Below are 18,148 nucleotides of genomic sequence, written 5' to 3'. Positions count from 1 at the left end.
CTCCTCCCCATTGCTTTTTTTATTCGGTGTCAGGCGAGCAGGGCGCGGGTGGCCGCGGTCACATCCTCCTGCCGCATCAGCGATTCACCGACCAGGAAACAACGCGCGCCCACAGCCGCCATGCGCGACAAGTCCGCCGGGCTGTAGAGACCGCTTTCGGCGACCAGCATCCGGTCGGCGGGCACATGGGCGGCCAGCTCCTCCGTCGTGGCGATGTCCACCGCCAGCGTCTTCAGGTTCCGGTTGTTCACGCCGAGCAGCGGAGTCTTCAGCGCCAGCGCGCGGTCCAGCTCCTCGCGGTTGTGCACTTCGACCAGCACGTCCAGGCCCCAGGCGATGGCGGCATCCTCGATCTCCGCGGCCTGCGCGTCGCTCAGCGCCGCCATGATGATCAGGATGCAGTCGGCGCCGAGCGCGCGGGATTCGGCGATCTGGTAGGGATCGACCATGAAGTCCTTGCGCAGCACCGGCAGGTCCACCGCGGCGCGGGCGGCCAGCAGATAGTCGTCGCAGCCCTGGAAATAGGGCTCGTCGGTCAGCACCGACAGGCAGGTGGCGCCGCCCTCGCGGTAGGCGCGGGCCAGCGACGGCGGGTCGAAGTCCGGACGGATCAGGCCCTTCGACGGGCTGGCCTTCTTGATCTCGGCGATCAGTCCGTAGCGGCCCCCGTCCACCGTGCGGCGCAGCGCGCGGATGAAGCCGCGCGCCGGGTCGGCGCTGCGGGCGGCGTCCTCCACCGCGGGCAGCGGGCGGGCGGACTTGCGGGCTTGGACCAGCGCGCGCTTGTCGTCGCAGATGCGGGTCAGGACGTCGCTCATGGCGCGGCAACCGGTTCGTTGGCGATGGACGAATTCGTGATGGACACAAGGCGCTGGAGCACGGCGCGGGCGCCGCCGCTGTCGATGGCGTGGCGGGCCTGCTCGACGCCTTCCTTGAGGTCGCCGGCCTTGCCCGCCACATGCAGCGCGGCGGCGGCGTTCAGCAGCACGATGTCGCGGTAGGCGCCCTGGGCGCCGTCGAACAGCGCGCGGATGGCCTCCGCGTTCACATGGGCGTCGCCGCCCTTGAGAAGCTCCGGCCGGGCGCGGAATATGCCGGCCTGCTCCGGCTCGATCTCGAACACCGTGACCTCGCCGTCCTTGAGTTGGGCGACGGTGGTCGGGCCGGTCGTGGTGATCTCGTCCAGCCCGTCGGAGCCATGGACGATCCAGGCCGCCTCCGACCCCAGGCGCTTCAGCACATGGGCCAGCGGCTCCACCCACTGCCTGGCGTAGACGCCGAGAAGCTGGCGCTTGGCGCTGGCCGGGTTGGACAGCGGACCCAACAGGTTGAAGATGGTGCGGGTGCCCAGCTCCACGCGGGTCGGGCCGACGTTGCGCATGGCGAGGTGGTGGCGCGGCGCCATCAGGAAGCCGATGCGCGCGTCCCACAGGGCCTTGCGCACCAAACCCATGTCGCAGTCCAGGTTGACGCCCAGGGCACCCAGCACGTCGGCGGCGCCCGACTTGGACGACATGGCGCGGTTGCCGTGCTTGGCCACCGGCACGCCGCAGGCGGCGATGACGATCGCGGCGGCGGTGGAGATGTTGTAGGTGCCCGAGCCGTCGCCGCCGGTGCCGCAGGTGTCGATGGTGCCGTCCGGGGCCTCCACCGGGATCGCCTTGGCGCGCATGACGCGGGCGGCCCCGGTGATCTCGTCCACCGTCTCGCCGCGCACGCGCAGCGCCATCAGGAAGCCGCCCATCTGCGACGGGGTGGCGTTGCCCGACATGATGATGTCGAAGGCCAGCGAGGCCTCCGGCTCGCTCAGGGCGTTGCCGGCGGCGACCTTGGCGAGGATGGCCTTCATGTCGGTCAGGTCGCCGTGCGGCGCGGACGGCGTGCTCATGCGGCGGTCTCCAGCCGGCGGGTGGTGTTCAGGAAATTCTCCAGGATCTTGTGCCCGTGCTCGCTCTCGATGCTTTCCGGGTGGAACTGCACGCCGTGAATCGGCAGCTCGCGGTGGGAGAGCGCCATGATCAGGCCGTCCTCCGTCTCGCCAGTCACCTCCAGGCAGGCGGGCAGGGTGGCGCGCTCGACGATCAGCGAATGGTAGCGGGTGGCCCGGAAGGGCGAGGGCAGGTCCTTCAGGACGCCGCGCCCCTGGTGGAACATGCGGTCGACCTTGCCGTGCATCGGCACCGGCGCGCGCAGCACCGTGCCGCCGAAGGCCTGCCCGATGGCCTGATGGCCCAGGCACACGCCCAACAGTGGAACGCCGGCCTTGGCGGCGGCGTCGATCAGCGGCAGGCAGATGCCCGCCTTGTCCGGGTCGCAGGGGCCGGGCGACAGCACGATCCCTTCGGGGCGGAGCGCCATGGCCTCCTCCACCGTCAGGCTGTCGTTGCGGCGGACGTCCAGCTCGGCGCCCAGTTCGCCCAGGTAATGGACGAGGTTGTAGGTGAAGCTGTCGTAATTATCGATGAGCAGCAGCATGGGGCGCCCCGGCATCCTTCCGGCCTGTCGTTTCCGGTCCGTTGGTCACGGCCCAATCGTCCCGGAATACCGTTCCGGCCTTGTTCCAAGGCGGGTACCCTAGCGGCTGGAGCGGTGGATTTCCAGCCCGTCCGAACCCGGAAACGGCGGAGTGTCAGCGGCAGAGGAACTGCGGCGGTGTCGCGGGCTTGTCCGGGACCGTGCCGCGCCCGTCGGTTTCCTCGGTGATCTGGCAGCGCCGCACGGTGCGCGGCAGGTCGATGGCCAGCGTGGCCTGCGTCCCGCTGTAGCGGCAGATCAGGAAGACGTTGCTGCGCCGGGCGGCGGGGAAGTCCCATTGCCGGGTTTCCGCGCGGCCCCGCCGGAGGCTGCGGTCCGGCTCCAGCGCCGCCGGTGCGGGGACCGGGGACGTCATCTGCGCCGTCCGGTCGCCCTCCACCAGCGCGACGCCGGCAAAGGCGTGCTGGTCCTTCGCCGGGTAGGGCGACCAGCCGCCGGGGGCCTCCGGCTGGACCTGCACGGTCAGGCTGGGCGGGCAGCGGACCTCGTCCGCGAGGGCCGGGGGCGCGGCGGCGGCGGCGAGGACCGCCAGGAGGGTGAGGGTGCGGAGCATGGCGGGTCACAGCATAGTCCCAGCCGGCGGGCACCTCCACCCCGCTCCGCTGTTGCAGGGACGGTGCGGGGGTGCCACCTTGCGCGCAAACCGGAAACCAGGGTTCGAGATTCCTTCCCATGGCCAGAAAATCGCCGCGCAAGCCCCAGAAGGCGGCGGCACGGAAGCCATCGCCGAAAACACCGGCCGCCGCATCCGGACGGCCGGCGCCGGGGCGCGCCGTATCCCCGATTCTGCTGGCGCTGGCCGGGGTGATCGCGGTCTTCGCGGTGGCGCTCGGCGCGCGCTTCATCATCGGGCGCGACGCGCCGGAGACGGCCGTCGTGGAGCGGGAAGCACCGGTCATCGCCCCGGCCGTTCCCCCCGCCGTCGCGCCGGTCAAGCCGCCCCCGCCCAAGGTCGCGGCGGCTCCCCCCCCGCCGGAGCCGCCGGCCCCGCGTGAGCCCGAACCCGCGCCGACCCCGGCCCCGCAGGTGACCGAGGCCCTCGCACCCGTTCCGGTTCCCGCGCCGCCCCCGCCGCCGGCCCTGACGCCGAAGCCGGTGGTGGCGATGCTGCCGCCTCCCGTCGCGCCGCTGGAACCACCGAAGGTGGCCCCTGGATCGCCGCTGTGGAAGAAGAACGCGCTGCCCTTCCGCGCCCCGCCGGGCAAGCCGGCCATCGCCATCGTCATCGACGACATGGGCGTGGACCGCAAGCGTTCGAATCGAACGGTGTCGCTGCCGGCGCCGCTGACGCTGGCCTGGCTGCCTTACGCCCACGAGTTGCCGGCCCAGGCCCGCGCCGCCCGCGCCGCCGGGCACGAGTTGATGCTGCATCTTCCCATGGAGCCCAGCGGCTCGGCCGATCCGGGACCGCAGGCGCTGCGCGTGTCGCTCGACAAGGGGGAGATCCTGCGCCGGACCAAGGCGGCGCTGGACAGCTTCGATGGCTATGTCGGGGTGAACAACCACATGGGCAGCCGCTTCACCGCCGATTCCGCGGCCATGGCGCCCGTGCTGGGGGAGATCGCGCGGCGCGGCCTGTTGTGGCTGGACAGCCGCACCACCGCGAAGAGCGCCGGCCTGACGCTCGCGCGGGAGCTTCAAATGCCCTTCGCCGGGCGCGACATCTTTCTCGACAACGAGATGACCGTGCCGGCGGTGCGCAGTCAGCTCGCCAAGACGGAGCAGGTGGCGCGCAGCCAGGGCTACGCCATCGCCATCGGCCACCCGCACGATGCGACAATCGACGCACTGGCCTCCTGGATGCCGGAGGTGCAGAAACGCGGCTTCGTCCTGGTACCGGTCAGCGCCGTCGTGCGCGCCCATCACACCGGCGGGTGACCGCCGGTCCCGTCTGAGGAGAGTTCCATGGCTGATACCTACAGGGTTGGCGGCATGACCTGCGGCGGCTGCGCCCGCTCCGTCACCAACGCCATTGGCAAGCTGGCGCCGGGTGCGGCCGTGACGGTGAACCTGGACGCCGGCACCGTGGCGGTGGAGGGCGGAGTCGCCCCGGAGACGGTGAGGAAGGCCGTGGAAGGCGCCGGCTTCGACTTCGGCGGTCCGGCCGGCTAAAGCGCGTCAGGCGGGACGGCGCAGCCGCCACACCAGCAGGCCGCCGGCCCAGGACAGCGACACCGCCAGGGCGACGCCGAGCGCCGCGAACCGTCCGGCGGGCTCGGCCAGAAGATGGGCGGTGGTCAGCGCCAAAGCGAGGCCGGGGTTGGTCAGCAGCGCGCTGCGCATCGCCGCGGCGACCACGCCGCCGCCCATGCGGCCGTGCAGGATCACCGTCAGGCTGGTCAGTGCGATGGGGAACACGGCGGCGATGCCGGTGGCCGCCGGGCCGATGCTGTGGCTGAGCGTCGTCACGGTGGCGACCAGCAGGCCGACGAGACCGGCGCGGGCCGGGATGTCGTACCAGCGCGACCGCGCCGTCTGGACCGCCGTGTCCGCCGGAATTGGGGCGGATACCACCCAGGCGGCGATCCCGTAGCAGGCCAGCGTCAGCAGCAGCGCCAGCGGCAGCGTCCACTCGACGGCGGAGCGCAGGGTGGACGCCACGACGATCCAGAAGACGGAGCTGGCGATGACCGTCGCGGGCATGCCCCACCGCGGGGCGATCCGCACCAGAAGCGCCAGATAGAGGACGATCGTCGCGTTCCCGACCATCCCCGACAGGGCGGCGTCGGCGACGAAGCCGTCGCCATGCTCCATCGCGAGCATCACGAAGGCCGGTCCGGTCGAGACGGGCAGGGCGGTGATCATGCCGCCATAGAAGGGGCCGGCCTTCTCCGCCGCCAGCGAGGCGGCGACGACGACCAGGGCCGCCGCCACGACCTTGACGATCAGTGGCAGCAGCAGCGCATCGAGGGGCATTCGGTCCTTACCGGGCGGAGGTCTCGCGAACGGTTTCCTCCGCGGCGCGGATCAGGGCCATCGACTTGTTGACGGTCTCCTGGTACTCGGCCTCCGGATCGCTGTCGGCGACCACGCCGCCGCCGGCCTGCACATACATCATGCCGTCCTTCAGAACGGCGGTGCGCAGCGCGATGCAGGTGTCCATGGCGCCCGACGCGCCGAAATACCCCACGCAGCCGGCATAGACGCCGCGGCGGGCCTTTTCCAGCTCGTCGATGATCTGCATGGCGCGCACCTTCGGCGCGCCCGAGACGGTGCCGGCGGGGAAGCCGGCGATCAGCGCGTCCAGCGCGTCATGCTTCGGGTCGAGGTCGCCCTCGACGTTGGAGACGATGTGCATGACGTGGCTGTACAGCTCCACGATCATCTTCTGCGTCACCTTGACGGTGCCGGTGCGCGCGACGCGGCCCACGTCGTTGCGGCCGAGGTCGAGCAGCATCAGATGCTCGGCCAGCTCCTTCGGATCGCTCAGCAGGTCCTCGGCCAACGCCTGGTCCTCCGCCGCCGTGGCGCCGCGCTTGCGGGTGCCGGCGATGGGGCGGACGGTCACCTTGCCGTCGCGCACGCGCACCAGGATCTCCGGGCTGGAGCCGACGACCGACAACTCGCCGAAGTCGCAGTGGAACAGGAAGGGCGACGGGTTCAGGCGGCGCAGCGTGCGGTACAGCGCCAGCGGCGACGGCTTGAAGGGGAAGCGGATGCGCTGGGACGGCACGACCTGGAAGATGTCGCCGGCCCGGATGTACTCCTTCGCCCGCTCCACGATCGCGTGATACTCCTCGCGCGTCGTGTTGGAGGTCCAGGCGAGCGGCAGCCCGTCCTTGGTCCGCGGCTCCCGCCGGTAGGGCAGGGGGCGTTCCAGGTCGGCCACCGCGTCCATCAGCCGCTCGCGGGCGTCGCCGTAGGCGGCGTTGCCGTCGACGCCCGGCTTCGGCCAGACCGGGGTGACCAGAGTCACCGAATCGGTGTGGCTGTCGAAGATGGCGACGATGCTCGGCCGCGACAGGATGGCGTCGGGGATGCCCAGCTCGTCCGGGTTGTCGTCCGGCAGCCGCTCCATCAGCCGGACCATGTCGTAGGTCAGGTAGCCGAACAGGCCGGCGGCCATCGGCGGCAGGGCGTCCGGCAGGTCGATGCGGCTCTCGTTGATGAGGGCGCGCAGCGACTCCAGCGGGGCCGCGTCGATGGGCTCGTAGGCGTCGCGGTCGTGCAGGGCGTTGCGGTTCACCTCCGCCCGGTCGCGGCGGCAGCGCCACACCAGATCGGGCTTGAAGCCGATCACCGAGTAGCGGTCGCGCCGCGATCCCGCCCCGCGCTCCGCCGATTCGAAGAGGAAGCCGAAGGGGCGCCCGTCGGCCAGCTTCATGTAGGCGGAGACCGGGGTCTCCAGATCGCTGACCAGCGTGGTCCACACCACCTGCGGCTTGCCGGCCTCATAAGCGGTGTGGAAGGCGGCGGATTCCGGCTGAACCTTCACGGGACGGGCCTCGATTGAGTGTGGTTAGTTGCCGCTGGCGAAGAACTGGTCGATGCGGTTGCGGTGAACCTCGACCGGGTAGCTGTTGCGCAGCGCGTTGCCGAACTGGGCCATGATGTCGCTTTCCAGCCCCTGGGCGACGGTGCTCTCCACGGTCGCCAGCGTGGCGTCGCTGGCCGCCGGGTCCGCCGGGATGACCTCCTTCAGGCGGGCGACGACCTGGCTGTCGGCGGTGGCGCCGGTCACCGTCTCGCCGGGCTTCACCTCGAACAGCTTGCGCACCAGCTCGCCCGGCAGCCCCTCGACCGAGCGGGCGTCGCGGGTGAAGGGCGTGGTCATGGCGAAGCTGGCGCCGGCTTGGCCGGCGACGTCCTGCGCCGCGGCTTCCGAACCCTGCTTCAGCTTGGCGGCGATGTCCTGGGCCTTCTCGGCGGCGAGCTTGGCCCGCTTGTCGTCCTGCCAGCCGGCGACGGCCTGATCGCGCACCTCGGCCAGCGGCTTGGGCGCGGCCGGCGTCACGCCGTCGACACGCACGGCGTAGAAGACGTTGTTGGGCGCCTCGGTCAGGTTCGAGGTGGCGCCGGAGGCGAGCTGGAAGGCGGTCTGCACCATGGCGGCGAAGTTCGGGCGGCCCGGAGCGGCGTCCTTGCCGTCCGGTGCCTTGGCGCTGCTGTCCACCGCGGCGATCTTGGCGATGGCCAGCCCCTGGGCCTGGGCGACCTCCTCCAGCGGGGCACCGCTGGCGAGCTGGTCCTCGACCCGGTTGGCGATGGAGTAAAGCGAATCCATCGCCTTCTCCTTGCGAAGCTCGGCCAGGAGCTGGTCGCGGGCCTCATCGAAGCTCTTGGTGGCGCCCGGCTGGATGGCGGTGACCGTCAGGACGTGCCAGCCCAGCCCGCTGCGCACGGCGTCGCTGACCGCACCCTGGGCCAGCGCGAAGGCGGCGTCGCCGATCTCCGGCAGCTCGGTGCGGGTGACGTTGTCGAGCGTGATGACGTCGGTCTCGGCGTCCTTGGCGGCGGCGGTCAGGCCCTTGGTCTTGGCGGCCTCGGCGATCTGCTTCGCCTTCGCCTCGTCGTCGGCCAGGACCATCTCCACCGTGCGGCGCTCCGGCGTGCCGAGTTCGTCGGCGCGCTCGTCGTAGGCGGCGCGGAGTTCGTTGTCGGGGATCTGGATGTCCTTGGCGATCTCGTCGGCGGAGAGCTGAGCGATGCTCAGCGCGCGGTATTCCGGCGCGGTGAAGCGGACCTGATGATCCTCGTAATAACGGGTCAGCTCAGCGTCGTCGGGCACGCCGACGTCGCCGATGGCGGCGTTGGGCAGGGTGACCACCTCGGCCACGCGGCGCTCCCCGCGGAAGCGGTAGAGGTCCTGGACCAGCGGCTTCGGTGGGGTCACCCCGGCGCCGACCGCGCCGGCCACCAGCTCGCGCGCGGTCTCGCGGCGCAGCAGGGCGACGTAGCCGTCCTCGGTCAGCTGGTTGTTGCGCAGCACGCTGCGGAACTGGGCCGCGTCGAACTGGTTCTGCGCGTTGCGGAAGGCCGGCTCCTCGGCGATGCGCTGGCGCACCACGTCCGGGCCGACCGAGATCCCGGCGTCGCGCGCCGCCTGATCGTAGAGCGCGCGCTGCACCAGCGCCGACAGCGACTGGTCGAGAAGGCCGAACTGGCGCGCCTGCTCCGTCGTCAGGTTGCCGCCCATCATCGGGCGCAGCCGCTCCATCTGGCGGCGGAACTCCTGATCCAGCTCCGCCCGGTCGATCTCCACCTTGCCGACGGAGGCGACGGTGCTGGACATCCCGCCTGTGCGGATCATGTCGCCGATGCCCCAGGCCGCGAAGCTGACGATGAGGAGCACGAACAGGATCTTGACGACCCACGAACCGGCGTAAGTGCGGATGAACTGAAGCATGGGACCCGAAGTGAGTGCGCAAAGGGCGGCCCTGCGGCCGGGGCGGCATCATAGGCACCCCGCGAAAGCCCGGCAACACCCCATTTCCCCCGCGATTCCCCATCGGAAAGAACCCGTTGGACGGGTGGAAATGCCAAGCACTCCTTGCTAGACAGGGGGCGCACTTTGAAAACGAACACCCGCACCAACAAACGAGAGCCGGAGGACGACAACGCCATGGCCGCACGCCGCAAACTGATTGCCGGGAACTGGAAGATGAACGGGCTGAAGGCCGACGGGCTGGATCTGGCCTCGGACCTCGCCGGGCGCCTGACGGGTGCCGGGACGGTCGCCTTCGACATGCTGGTGTGCCCGCCCTTCCCGCTGCTGTTCCCGGTGGGCGACGCCATTTCCGGCAGCCCGCTGGCGCTGGGCGCGCAGGACTGCCACGCCAAGACCTCCGGAGCGCACACCGGCGACGTCAGCCCGGCCATGCTGACCGACGCCGGCTGCCGCTACGTCATCCTCGGCCATTCGGAGCGCCGCGCCGACCACGCCGAATCCGACGCCCAGGTCGCCCACAAGGCGGCCGCCGCCCACAAGGCGGGCCTGATCGCCATCATCTGCGTCGGCGAGACGGAGGCCCAGCGCGACGCCGGGCAGGCGAACAGCGTCGTCGCCAGCCAGCTCAAGGGCTCCATCCCGGAGGGCGCCACCGCGGCGAACACCGTCATCGCCTACGAACCGGTGTGGGCCATCGGCACCGGCAAGACCGCGACCCCCGACGACGTCAAGGCGATGCACGCCCACATCCGGGCGGAACTGGCCGGCAAGACCGCCGATCCCGACGCGGTGCGCGTCCTCTACGGCGGCTCGGTGAAGCCGGGCAACGCGGCGGAACTGATGGCGGTGGAGAATGTGGACGGGGCGCTGGTCGGCGGGGCCGCGCTGAAGGCGGACGATTTCTGGGCCATCGCCACCAGTTGCCGCTAGCATATCGCGCAGGACCGCGTTAAAAACAGTGGGCGCGCGCCACGGGCCCTTGCCAAGGTCCGTGGCGCGCTGTTGGTTTGGGCGGTCCCTGCGGATCGCTCCGGGAAGGGATCAAGGGAACGGGTTGCATGGAATCGGTGCTTCTGGTCATTCACCTGCTGATCGCCCTGGCGCTCGTCGGGGTCATCCTGATCCAGCGTTCGGAAGGCGGCGGTCTCGGCATCGGCGGCGGCAATATGGGGGGCATGATGTCCACCCGTGGCACCGCCAATCTGCTGACGCGGACCACCGGCATCCTGGCGGGCTGCTTCATGGCGACCAGCCTGGTCCTGGCGGTCCTAGCGGGCGCGCACAGGGCGCCGACCTCAATCATCGACACGATGCCGGCCCAGCCCGTCGCCCCGGCGGCCCCCGCCCAGCCGGCCGCGCCGGCGCAGCCCGCTCCGCCGGTCGCCCAGTAACAGCGGCCCGGCAGAACGCGACGCGGCTCCGGCCGGGTCGGACGTGAGGCGGCCTCCCCCGAAGCCGCCTCTTTCTTTTGAGGATCGTCAATCTGGGCAGCGCCCGGGGGACGATCCGAATTCGGGGAACGGATCAGGCTCTGAAGGTCTTCGGACGGACATGACTCGCTACATCTTCATCACCGGTGGCGTCGTTTCCTCGCTGGGCAAAGGTCTGGCGTCGGCGGCGCTTGGGGCGCTTCTCCAGGCGCGCGGCTACAAGGTGCGGCTTCGCAAGCTGGACCCGTACCTGAACGTGGACCCCGGCACGATGAGCCCGTACCAGCACGGCGAGGTCTATGTGACCGACGACGGCGCTGAGACCGACCTCGACCTCGGCCATTACGAGCGCTTCACCGGCGTGGCCGCGCGCCGTGGCGACAACATCACCACGGGCCGCATCTATTCGAACGTGATCGCCAAGGAGCGGCGCGGCGACTATCTGGGCGCCACCGTGCAGGTGATTCCGCACGTCACCGACCAGATCAAGGACTTCATCGGCGCCGACACGACCGACGAGGACTTCATCCTCTGCGAGATCGGCGGCACGGTGGGCGACATCGAGTCGACCCCCTTCCTGGAGGCCATCCGCCAGTTCGGCAACGAGGTCGGTCCGGAGAACGCCCTGTTCATCCACCTGACCCTGTTGCCCTACATCCCGACGGCGGGCGAGTTGAAGACCAAGCCGACGCAGCATTCCGTGAAGGAGCTGCTGGGCATGGGCATCCAGGCCAACATCCTGCTGTGCCGCGCCGACCGTCCGATTCCGGAGAACGAGCGCAAGAAGATCGCGCTGTTCTGCAACATCCGGCCGGAGCGCGTCATCGCCGCCCTGGACGTCGATTCGATCTATCAGGTGCCGGTCAGCTACCACGAGGAAGGCTTCGACACCCAGGTGCTGGCCTATTTCGGCCTGCCGACCGAGGGCAAGCCGGACCTGTCGCGCTGGACCAGCATCATGGAGCGGGTGCGGAAGCCGCAGGGCGAGGTGACCATCGCCGTCGTCGGCAAGTACACCAGCCTGCTCGACAGCTACAAGTCGCTGGCCGAGGCGCTGACCCACGGCGGCATCGCCAACAACGTGAAGGTCAAGCTGGACTGGATCGACTCGGAGATCTTCGAGGACGACACCGCCGTCCAGCGGCTGGAGAACGTCCACGGCATCCTGGTGCCGGGCGGGTTCGGCTCGCGCGGCACGGAAGGCAAGATCCGCGCCGCCCAGTTCGCCCGCGAGCGCAAGGTGCCCTATTTCGGCATCTGCTTCGGCATGCAGATGGCGGTGATCGAGTCGGCCCGCAACATGGCCGGCATCGTCGACGCCGGCTCGACCGAGCTGGGCAAGCCCGGCAACCCGGTGGTCGGCCTGATGACCGAATGGATGCGCGGCAACAGCCTGGAGAAGCGCACGGAAGGCACCGACCTCGGCGGCACCATGCGGCTCGGCACCTACCCGGCGAAGCTGGTCCCCGGCAGCAAGGTCGCGGAGGTCTACGGCACCACCGACATCACCGAGCGGCACCGTCACCGCTACGAGGTGAACGTCTATTACAAGGACCGGCTGGAGAAGGTCGGCCTGTTGTTCTCCGGCCTGTCGCCGGACGGCGAGTTGCCCGAGATCGTCGAGATCCCGGACCATCCCTGGTTCATCGGCGTGCAGTTCCACCCGGAACTGAAGTCCAAGCCCTTTGACCCGCACCCGCTCTTCACCTCCTTCATCAAGGCGGCGATCGAGCAGAGCCGGCTGGTGTGATGTGACCATACGGGGGAGGGCATTCCTCCCCCGCGTGTTCCGGTTCCGGGTTTCCGGTGGGTATAGTGACAGCGGCGGCCGAGCCAACGGCCGCCGCTTTTGCGTTACGGGCCAGGGAACAACAAAGAGGCTGGAGACACCATGACCGACATCAGCATTCCCGCCGGCGACGGCGGCAGCTTTTCCGCCTATGTGGCCAAACCGGCGGGCGGCGGACCGGCGCCGGGACTCGTCGTCATCCAGGAAATCTTCGGGGTCAATCAGGTCATGCGCGACCTGTGCGACGGCTTCGCCGCCCAGGGCTGGCTGGCCGTCTGCCCGGACCTGTTCTGGCGGCAGGAGCCGGGCGTGCAGATCACCGACAAGACCCAGGAGGAATGGAACCGCGCCTTCGCCCTGATGAATGGCATGGACCAGGACAAGGCGGTGGACGACCTCAAAGCCACCCTGGCGTGGCTGCGCCAGAATCCGGATTGCACCGGCAAGGCGGGGGCTGTCGGCTACTGCCTGGGCGGACGGCTCGCCTTCATGATGGCCGCGCGCTCCGATTCCGACGCCAACGTCAGCTATTACGGCGTCGGCCTGGACGGTCTGGTCGGCGAGGCGGCGAGCATCACCAAGCCGCTGCTGATGCACATCGCCGAGAAGGACCAGTTTGTACCGGCGGAGGCGCGGGAAAAGGTGCTGGCCGCGGTGAAGGGCAACCCGAACGTCACCGCTCACGTCTACCCCGGCATGGACCACGCCTTCGCCCGCGCGGGCGGCGCCCATTTCGACGCCGAGGCGGCGGATCTTGCCAACGGACGCACGGCAGCCTTCTTCAAGCAGCATCTGGGTTGACGCCATTCCGGTTGACCGGGATCGCCAATATCTGGGAAGGAATGGGCAGCGCGAGGGGGCATCCGGCATGCGTCCCCTCGCATTGCTTTTTGGAGAGTACGGGATGACCACCGCCAAGACCGTCCAGATCGGCAACCTGACCATCGCCAACGACCGGCCCTTCACCCTGATCGCCGGACCGTGCCAGATGGAAAGCCGCGACCACGCGCTGGAGACGGCGGCGGCGCTGGTTGAGATGACCGGCGCGCTGGGCATCGGGCTGATCTACAAGTCCTCCTTCGACAAGGCCAACCGCACCTCCATCGGCACGGCGCGCGGCCTCGGCATGGACAAGGCGCTGCCGATCTTCGCCGAGATCAAGGAGCGGTTCGGCTGCCCGGTCATCACCGACGTGCATGAGGCCGACCAGTGCGCCGCGGTGGCCGAGGTGATGGACGTCCTCCAGATCCCCGCCTTCCTGTGCCGGCAGACCGATCTGCTGATCGCAGCGGCCAAGACGGGTCGGGCGGTCAACGTGAAGAAGGGCCAGTTCCTCGCCCCTTGGGACATGAAGAACGTCGCGGCCAAGCTGGTGGCGTCGGGCAACGACAAGGTGCTGCTGTGCGAGCGCGGCGCCAGCTTCGGCTACAACACGCTGGTGTCGGACATGCGGTCCCTGCCGATCATGGCCGAGACCGGCTTCCCGGTGGTCTTCGACGCCACCCATTCCGTGCAGCAGCCGGGCGGGCAGGGCACGACTTCCGGCGGCCAGCGAGAGTTCGTTCCGGTGCTGGCCCGCGCCGCCATCGCCGTGGGCGTCGCCGCCGTCTTCATGGAGACCCACGAGAATCCGGACTGCGCCCCCAGCGACGGGCCGAACATGGTTCCGCTGAAGGAGATGCCGGCCCTGCTGGCGCGCCTCCAGGCCTTCGACCGTCTGGCGAAGGCCTGACGAAAGGACAGGTCCGGGAACGGCGTGCCGGTCCTGGCGTTGCCCAGGCACCGCGGGCGCCGCGCTTACGGTGGAGCGCCCGCGGATAAAGCCATGGAGCAACGCCATGAAGCCGATCCGCCTGTGCGCCATCGCCGCCGTCGCCAGCCTTGGCGCAATGGTCGCCCTTCCCGCCTTCGCGCAATCGACCGCGCCGTCCTCATCCACCCACTCGACCACGCCGATGCCGCAGGCCAAGCCTCCGGGCAGCAGCGGCACCACCACGGCTCCGCCAATGGGCAGCGGGTCGTCGTCCACGGGGGCGGCGAAGGCAAAGGTCATCGACCTCAACACCGCCGGCAAGGACGAACTTCAGACCTTGCCAGGGATCGGCGAGGCGCGGTCCGAGGCGATCATGAAGAACCGCCCCTACCGTTCCAAGGACGAGTTGGTCAGCAAGAAGATCGTCCCGCAGAACGTCTACGACGACATCAAGGGCCGCATCGCCGCGGTCGGCGGCTCCAAGACCAGCGCGTCGGCGGGGACCGCTCCGAAGAAGTGAGCCTAAATTCCCTCTCCCCTCCGGGGAGAGGGCTACGATGGCTTTACAGGGATGGATTTATAGGCTGAAGCTCCGGTAGGTGATCGGCGCCTCGGCCGTGCCACCGTCCTCTGCGGCTATCTCGGCGAGCAGACCATGATGCTCGGACAGGTCGCACACCGGGTCGGTGTTGTCGGCGCTTCCGGTGAGCGCCAGCGCTTGGCAGCGGCAGCCGCCCCAGTCGATCTCCTTCTGGTCGCAGCTCCGGCAGGGCTGCGGCATCCAGTCGGTGCCGCGGTAACGCTGGAAGGCGGCGGAGTTGGCCCAGATGTCGGCCAGCGGGCGCTCGGTCACCCGGTCGAAACTCATGCCGGGGATCGTCTCGGCGGCGTGGCAGGGCAGAACCGAGCCGCTGGGCGTGACGTTCAGGAACTTGCGGCCCCAGCCGCCCATGCAGGCCTTGGGGCGCTTGGCGTAATAGTCAGGCACCACGTAATCGACGACCAGCCGGCCCTTCAGCTCCGGCAGGCGGCTGCGCACGCGCTCGTCCATGCGGATCAACTGGTCGCGGGTCGGCATCAAGGCGGCGCGGTTCTTCAACGCCCAGCCGTAATACTGGACGTTGGCGATCTCGATCCGGCCGGCCTTGAGCTCCAGCGCCATGTCGATGAAATCGTCCACCCGGTCGATGTTGTGGCGCTGCACGATGGCGTTGACGGTCAGCGCCATGCCGGCGTCGGTGACCGCGCGCGCCACCTCCAGCTTCTTCGGCTGGCCGCCGGGAAAGCCGCTGATCAATTCGGCCTTGGCGGGCTGCGTGTCCTGGAAGCCGATCTGCACATGCTGGAGTCCGGCGTCGCGCAGCCGCTCCAGCCGTGCCCGGTCGAGCAGAACCGCCGAGGTGATGAGGTTGGCGTAGAGCCCAACTCCGGTGGCGTGGGCGATCAGCGCTTCCAGGTCCTTGCGCGCCGTCGGCTCGCCGCCGGAGAAATGCACCTGGATAATGCCGAGGTCCGCCGCCTCGTCGAGCACGCGGCACCAGGCGGCGGTGTCCAGCTCCCGGCTGGCCGGGTCGAGGGCCAGCGGGTTGGAGCAGTAGGCGCAGCGCAGCGGGCAGCGGTGCGTCAGTTCCGCCAGCAGGGCCAGCGGCGGTTCCAATCCGGTCGTGGCGCCACAGAAGGTCATCGGGTCAGGAACCCCTTCGTGATCATGTCGCCCAACACTTCCAACACATCCGCGGCGATCTCGTCCCGCGGCGCGTCGAATTGCGCGGCCAGCACCCCAACGGCCACGCCCACCGTCACCGGAGGCTGGCCCGTCTGAGCCTGTGTGGTGACGGCCCGCACCACCTCCAGCGCCACCTCGTCCAGGATCAGCACGCGCTCCGGCCCCAGAAGCTGCCAGTGGCCGCGCACCCGGTCCTGGCGGAGCATGACGCCGGGGGCCAGCCGGACCCGGTCCTCCTCGGTCACGCCGTCCGTCATCGCGTGTAGACCGGCGGTTCCATGTCGTCCGGCACGAAGGCACCGGGCGGGATCAGGCCGGGCGACACATAGGCGTGGTGCAGCGCGTCCAGCTGCGCCCAGAGAAGCTCCGCCTTGTGGCGCAGCGCGGCGATCACCTGCTGCTGCTGCTCCGGCGTGCGGGCGTTGTCGAGCACATACTGGAGCCCGAACTCGACGTCGCGCGGCGCCTCGTCCAGCCGCTTGCGGAAGTAGGACAGGGTGGCGTCGTTGGCGAAGGCGTAATAGGCCTCGAAGCCGGCGATGCGCTCGCGGTGAATGGCCGGGGCGAACAGCTCGGTCAGGGACGAGGCGATGGCCTCCAGCGTCGACTTGCCCGATACGAAATTGACGTAGGAATCCACGGCGTAGCGGGTCGCCGGCAGGATGCCCCTCAGCGAAGTGACGTAGTGACGGTCCAGACCCAGCCCGTCGGTCAGGCGCAGCCAGCGCTCGATCCCTCCGACCTTGCCTTCCTCGCGCTGCCGGCCCTCGCCGAAGCCGTCATGGTCGAGCACCCGCTGAATCCAGATGCGGCGCAGCGCCGGGTCGTCCATTCGCGCCATCAGAGCCAGATCCTTTTTGGGGATGCAGACCTGATAATAGAAGCGGTTCAGCGCCCAGGCCTGGACCTGCCCGCGCTTCAGCTTCCCGCCGTGCAGAAGTTTGTGGAAGGGGTGGAGGTCGTGGTACTGGCGCTCGCCGATGGCGCGCAGCTCGCGTTCCAGGTCCTCGCGCGACAGCGGTGACGTCATAGCGTGAACTCCATCCCGTCGTGGGCGATCTCCCAACCTTCGGCCGTGGCGACGGCCCGTTCGGGCGAGTCGTCCAGCAGGGCCGGGTTGGTGTTGTTGATGTGGACGAAGACCTTGCGCCGCACGCCCAGCCCCGCGAAGGCGGCGATGGAGCCGTCCGGGCCGGACATCGCCATGTGGCCCATGCGCTGGCCGGTCTTGCTGCCGGTGCCGGCGCGGATCATCTCGTCGTCGGTCCAGGTGGTGCCGTCGAACAGCACCAGCGGCGCCTCGCGCAGCCGGTCGGCCAGCCAGCCCGGCATAGCCGAGCAGCCGGGGAGGTAGAAGAATTCCCCGTCGCCGTTGCGGTCGCGGATGCGCAGAGCCACCGTGTCCTCCGCCACCGAGCCGAAGCCGGCGGCGGACGGGTCCTCCAGATAGAGCGCGACCTTGCCGGGCACGGCGAAGGCTTCGATCTCGAAGGGGAAGGGGGTGCCGCCGGCGTCGGCGGGAACCCATGGGCGGTCCAGCGCCATGGCGCGGCGCGGCGCGAGGTCGGGGTTGACCACGCGGAAGACCGAATTCGCCTCCAGCACGCCGTGCACCCGGTCGGTGGCGTAGACGGCCAGCGGCTGGGATTCGCGCAGCGTCAGCAGGCCCGCCACATGGTCGATGTCGGCGTTGGTCAGCACCGCGGCGGCGATGGGGCTGTGGCGCACAGCGGTCTGCGGGTGCAGCGCCGGGTTGGCGAGAATCTGCTGGCCGATGTCCGGCGAGGCGTTCAGCAGCAGCCAGCGCCCGTCGCCGCCGCTGACGGCGAGCGACGATTGGGTGCGCGGGCGGGCCGCCGGGTCGCCGGAGCGGGCGCGGCGGCAGCCCGCGCAGTTGCAGTTCCATTGGGGAAAACCGCCGCCCGCGGCGGAGCCAAGGACGAGGATCGTCAGCATGGGGTGCCTTTCCTAATCAGGCGGCCCGAATCAGGCGGCGGTCGTCACGCATGGGAACCGGCCGGCGCTCAGAGACGGGCGCAGGCGTAGGCGTTGATTTCGGTGCCGACGGCGATTTCGACGATCTGGGGCTTGCGCCAGGTCTTCATGGTTGGGTCCTCCGCGCTTGGTATTGGCCTTGGGATGATTCCCAGGGGCTGTTGCCGCCCGCCGCGGGCGGCCCCGCTAGCGAACGTTAGAACGCTACGGGCGTGGGACAAGATGGTCTATGCGACTTTGGAAGCAGGTGCGCTGCACAACCGGATAGGGGTGCTCCACCGTCCGGGCGTCCTTCCGCGAGCCTTTGCGCCCCAGCGGCCTTGCATCCCCCCGCACGCAGGGCTATCAAGCCCGCGCGCTTCTTTTTCGCCTGGAAAGATCATCCGCCTGGAAAGATCATCCAGTGGACGCGCGCAACGCGGAGGAAGGACAAACATGAGCGCCATTACCGAAATCCACGCCCGCGAGATCCTCGACAGCCGTGGGAACCCGACCGTCGAGGTGGACGTCCTGCTCGAATCCGGCGCCTTCG

21 protein-coding genes are annotated in these 18,148 nt (G+C 69.7%); 9 read left to right on the top strand and 12 right to left on the bottom strand.

Annotated elements, in window-relative coordinates; translation table 11 throughout:
* Positions 1 to 29: 29 nt before the first annotated feature.
* From trpC to JJL56_RS13660, 4 genes are all read right to left on the bottom strand, one after another.
* A complete protein-coding gene (gene trpC, locus JJL56_RS13675) occupies positions 30 to 818 on the bottom strand; it encodes an indole-3-glycerol phosphate synthase TrpC (protein WP_200485421.1) in 789 nt (262 codons plus the stop codon).
* Positions 815 to 1,888, bottom strand: a complete 1,074-nt coding sequence (gene trpD, locus JJL56_RS13670; RefSeq protein WP_145625801.1) for an anthranilate phosphoribosyltransferase — start codon at positions 1,886 to 1,888, stop codon at positions 815 to 817. Before trpD ends, trpC begins: the two co-directional genes overlap by 4 nt.
* A complete protein-coding gene (locus tag JJL56_RS13665; protein ID WP_145625802.1) occupies positions 1,885 to 2,475 on the bottom strand; it encodes an anthranilate synthase component II in 591 nt (196 codons plus the stop codon). Before JJL56_RS13665 ends, trpD begins: the two co-directional genes overlap by 4 nt.
* Before the next feature lie 154 nt (positions 2,476 to 2,629).
* Positions 2,630 to 3,088, bottom strand: a complete 459-nt coding sequence (locus JJL56_RS13660; protein ID WP_200485420.1) for an STY0301 family protein — start codon at positions 3,086 to 3,088, stop codon at positions 2,630 to 2,632.
* Positions 3,089 to 3,207: 119 nt separating this feature from the next.
* On the opposite strand from JJL56_RS13660, the gene JJL56_RS13655 reads away from it, so the two are divergent.
* Positions 3,208 to 4,413, top strand: a complete 1,206-nt coding sequence (locus JJL56_RS13655) for a divergent polysaccharide deacetylase family protein (protein ID WP_247889419.1) — start codon at positions 3,208 to 3,210, stop codon at positions 4,411 to 4,413.
* Between the two features lie 27 nt (positions 4,414 to 4,440).
* Positions 4,441 to 4,647: a heavy-metal-associated domain-containing protein gene (locus JJL56_RS13650; RefSeq protein ID WP_200485419.1), complete on the top strand. Its 207-nt coding sequence runs from the start codon at positions 4,441 to 4,443 to the stop codon at positions 4,645 to 4,647.
* A 6-nt stretch (positions 4,648 to 4,653) separates the two neighbouring features.
* Here JJL56_RS13650 and JJL56_RS13645 read toward each other — a convergent pair whose 3' ends face one another.
* The 3 genes from JJL56_RS13645 to JJL56_RS13635 are packed head-to-tail and all read right to left on the bottom strand — an operon-like array spanning position 4,654 to position 8,881.
* A complete protein-coding gene (locus JJL56_RS13645) occupies positions 4,654 to 5,451 on the bottom strand; it encodes a hypothetical protein (protein ID WP_200485418.1) in 798 nt (265 codons plus the stop codon).
* Positions 5,452 to 5,458: 7 nt separating this feature from the next.
* Complete coding sequence (gene trpE / locus JJL56_RS13640) at positions 5,459 to 6,970, bottom strand: anthranilate synthase component I (RefSeq protein ID WP_145625806.1); 1,512 nt, start codon at positions 6,968 to 6,970, stop codon at positions 5,459 to 5,461.
* 24 nt (positions 6,971 to 6,994) lie between these two features.
* The gene (locus JJL56_RS13635; protein ID WP_200485417.1) at positions 6,995 to 8,881 is read right to left on the bottom strand and encodes a SurA N-terminal domain-containing protein; all 1,887 of its coding nucleotides are present in this window, start codon (positions 8,879 to 8,881) and stop codon (positions 6,995 to 6,997) included.
* Positions 8,882 to 9,097: 216 nt separating this feature from the next.
* Between JJL56_RS13635 and tpiA the strand changes: the two genes are divergently transcribed.
* The 6 genes from tpiA (at position 9,098) to JJL56_RS13605 (ending at position 14,415) form a co-directional block, all read left to right on the top strand.
* On the top strand, positions 9,098 to 9,853 hold the full coding sequence (tpiA, locus tag JJL56_RS13630; protein ID WP_145625808.1) for a triose-phosphate isomerase: 756 nt from the start codon (positions 9,098 to 9,100) through the stop codon (positions 9,851 to 9,853).
* A gap of 128 nt (positions 9,854 to 9,981) precedes the next feature.
* Positions 9,982 to 10,314, top strand: coding sequence for a preprotein translocase subunit SecG (secG, locus tag JJL56_RS13625; protein ID WP_038528272.1), 333 nt, complete (start codon positions 9,982 to 9,984; stop codon positions 10,312 to 10,314).
* Positions 10,315 to 10,474: 160 nt separating this feature from the next.
* Positions 10,475 to 12,103 (top strand): CTP synthase, encoded by a 1,629-nt coding sequence (gene pyrG / locus JJL56_RS13620; protein ID WP_145625809.1) that lies wholly within the window; start codon positions 10,475 to 10,477, stop codon positions 12,101 to 12,103.
* A 141-nt stretch (positions 12,104 to 12,244) separates the two neighbouring features.
* Complete coding sequence (locus JJL56_RS13615) at positions 12,245 to 12,943, top strand: dienelactone hydrolase family protein (protein WP_200485416.1); 699 nt, start codon at positions 12,245 to 12,247, stop codon at positions 12,941 to 12,943.
* Between the two features lie 103 nt (positions 12,944 to 13,046).
* On the top strand, positions 13,047 to 13,874 hold the full coding sequence (gene kdsA, locus JJL56_RS13610; RefSeq protein WP_145625811.1) for a 3-deoxy-8-phosphooctulonate synthase: 828 nt from the start codon (positions 13,047 to 13,049) through the stop codon (positions 13,872 to 13,874).
* A 106-nt stretch (positions 13,875 to 13,980) separates the two neighbouring features.
* Complete coding sequence (locus JJL56_RS13605) at positions 13,981 to 14,415, top strand: ComEA family DNA-binding protein (RefSeq protein ID WP_200485415.1); 435 nt, start codon at positions 13,981 to 13,983, stop codon at positions 14,413 to 14,415.
* A gap of 57 nt (positions 14,416 to 14,472) precedes the next feature.
* Here JJL56_RS13605 and pqqE read toward each other — a convergent pair whose 3' ends face one another.
* The 5 genes from pqqE to pqqA all read right to left on the bottom strand — a co-directional run bounded on the left by pqqE (position 14,473) and on the right by pqqA (position 17,726).
* Positions 14,473 to 15,579 (bottom strand): pyrroloquinoline quinone biosynthesis protein PqqE, encoded by a 1,107-nt coding sequence (pqqE, locus tag JJL56_RS13600; RefSeq protein WP_200485414.1) that lies wholly within the window; start codon positions 15,577 to 15,579, stop codon positions 14,473 to 14,475.
* Complete coding sequence (locus JJL56_RS13595) at positions 15,576 to 15,878, bottom strand: PqqD family peptide modification chaperone (protein WP_145625814.1); 303 nt, start codon at positions 15,876 to 15,878, stop codon at positions 15,576 to 15,578. The genes pqqE and JJL56_RS13595 overlap by 4 nt, the downstream gene beginning before the upstream one ends.
* Positions 15,875 to 16,651 (bottom strand): pyrroloquinoline-quinone synthase PqqC, encoded by a 777-nt coding sequence (gene pqqC, locus JJL56_RS13590; protein WP_200485413.1) that lies wholly within the window; start codon positions 16,649 to 16,651, stop codon positions 15,875 to 15,877. Before pqqC ends, JJL56_RS13595 begins: the two co-directional genes overlap by 4 nt.
* On the bottom strand, positions 16,648 to 17,577 hold the full coding sequence (pqqB, locus tag JJL56_RS13585) for a pyrroloquinoline quinone biosynthesis protein PqqB (protein ID WP_145625816.1): 930 nt from the start codon (positions 17,575 to 17,577) through the stop codon (positions 16,648 to 16,650). The genes pqqC and pqqB overlap by 4 nt, the downstream gene beginning before the upstream one ends.
* Positions 17,578 to 17,645: 68 nt before the next feature.
* The gene (gene pqqA, locus JJL56_RS13580; RefSeq protein WP_014240199.1) at positions 17,646 to 17,726 is read right to left on the bottom strand and encodes a pyrroloquinoline quinone precursor peptide PqqA; all 81 of its coding nucleotides are present in this window, start codon (positions 17,724 to 17,726) and stop codon (positions 17,646 to 17,648) included.
* Between the two features lie 325 nt (positions 17,727 to 18,051).
* Between pqqA and JJL56_RS33115 the strand changes: the two genes are divergently transcribed.
* Positions 18,052 to 18,148, top strand: a 97-nt coding sequence (locus JJL56_RS33115) for a hypothetical protein (RefSeq protein ID WP_247891076.1), incomplete at its 3' end; no start/stop codon positions are given.

Origin of the sequence: Azospirillum aestuarii (assembly GCF_016632405.1) — a bacterium.
GTDB classification, from domain to species: domain Bacteria; phylum Pseudomonadota; class Alphaproteobacteria; order Azospirillales; family Azospirillaceae; genus Azospirillum; species Azospirillum aestuarii.
The sequence above is the reverse complement of the archived record's forward strand: the minus strand, read 5'-3'. Positions and strand labels throughout refer to the sequence as shown.

Coding starts and splice junctions, on each gene's coding strand:
- trpC (WP_200485421.1), bottom strand. CDS start 818: ATGAGCGACGTCCTGACCCGCATCTGCGACGACAAGCGCGCGCTGGTC.
- trpD (WP_145625801.1), bottom strand. CDS start 1,888: ATGAGCACGCCGTCCGCGCCGCACGGCGACCTGACCGACATGAAGGCC.
- JJL56_RS13665 (WP_145625802.1), bottom strand. CDS start 2,475: ATGCTGCTGCTCATCGATAATTACGACAGCTTCACCTACAACCTCGTC.
- JJL56_RS13660 (WP_200485420.1), bottom strand. CDS start 3,088: ATGCTCCGCACCCTCACCCTCCTGGCGGTCCTCGCCGCCGCCGCCGCG.
- JJL56_RS13655 (WP_247889419.1), top strand. CDS start 3,208: ATGGCCAGAAAATCGCCGCGCAAGCCCCAGAAGGCGGCGGCACGGAAG.
- JJL56_RS13650 (WP_200485419.1), top strand. CDS start 4,441: ATGGCTGATACCTACAGGGTTGGCGGCATGACCTGCGGCGGCTGCGCC.
- JJL56_RS13645 (WP_200485418.1), bottom strand. CDS start 5,451: ATGCCCCTCGATGCGCTGCTGCTGCCACTGATCGTCAAGGTCGTGGCG.
- JJL56_RS13635 (WP_200485417.1), bottom strand. CDS start 8,881: ATGCTTCAGTTCATCCGCACTTACGCCGGTTCGTGGGTCGTCAAGATC.
- tpiA (WP_145625808.1), top strand. CDS start 9,098: ATGGCCGCACGCCGCAAACTGATTGCCGGGAACTGGAAGATGAACGGG.
- secG (WP_038528272.1), top strand. CDS start 9,982: ATGGAATCGGTGCTTCTGGTCATTCACCTGCTGATCGCCCTGGCGCTC.
- pyrG (WP_145625809.1), top strand. CDS start 10,475: ATGACTCGCTACATCTTCATCACCGGTGGCGTCGTTTCCTCGCTGGGC.
- JJL56_RS13615 (WP_200485416.1), top strand. CDS start 12,245: ATGACCGACATCAGCATTCCCGCCGGCGACGGCGGCAGCTTTTCCGCC.
- kdsA (WP_145625811.1), top strand. CDS start 13,047: ATGACCACCGCCAAGACCGTCCAGATCGGCAACCTGACCATCGCCAAC.
- JJL56_RS13605 (WP_200485415.1), top strand. CDS start 13,981: ATGAAGCCGATCCGCCTGTGCGCCATCGCCGCCGTCGCCAGCCTTGGC.
- pqqE (WP_200485414.1), bottom strand. CDS start 15,579: ATGACCTTCTGTGGCGCCACGACCGGATTGGAACCGCCGCTGGCCCTG.
- JJL56_RS13595 (WP_145625814.1), bottom strand. CDS start 15,878: ATGACGGACGGCGTGACCGAGGAGGACCGGGTCCGGCTGGCCCCCGGC.
- pqqC (WP_200485413.1), bottom strand. CDS start 16,651: ATGACGTCACCGCTGTCGCGCGAGGACCTGGAACGCGAGCTGCGCGCC.
- pqqB (WP_145625816.1), bottom strand. CDS start 17,577: ATGCTGACGATCCTCGTCCTTGGCTCCGCCGCGGGCGGCGGTTTTCCC.
- pqqA (WP_014240199.1), bottom strand. CDS start 17,726: ATGAAGACCTGGCGCAAGCCCCAGATCGTCGAAATCGCCGTCGGCACC.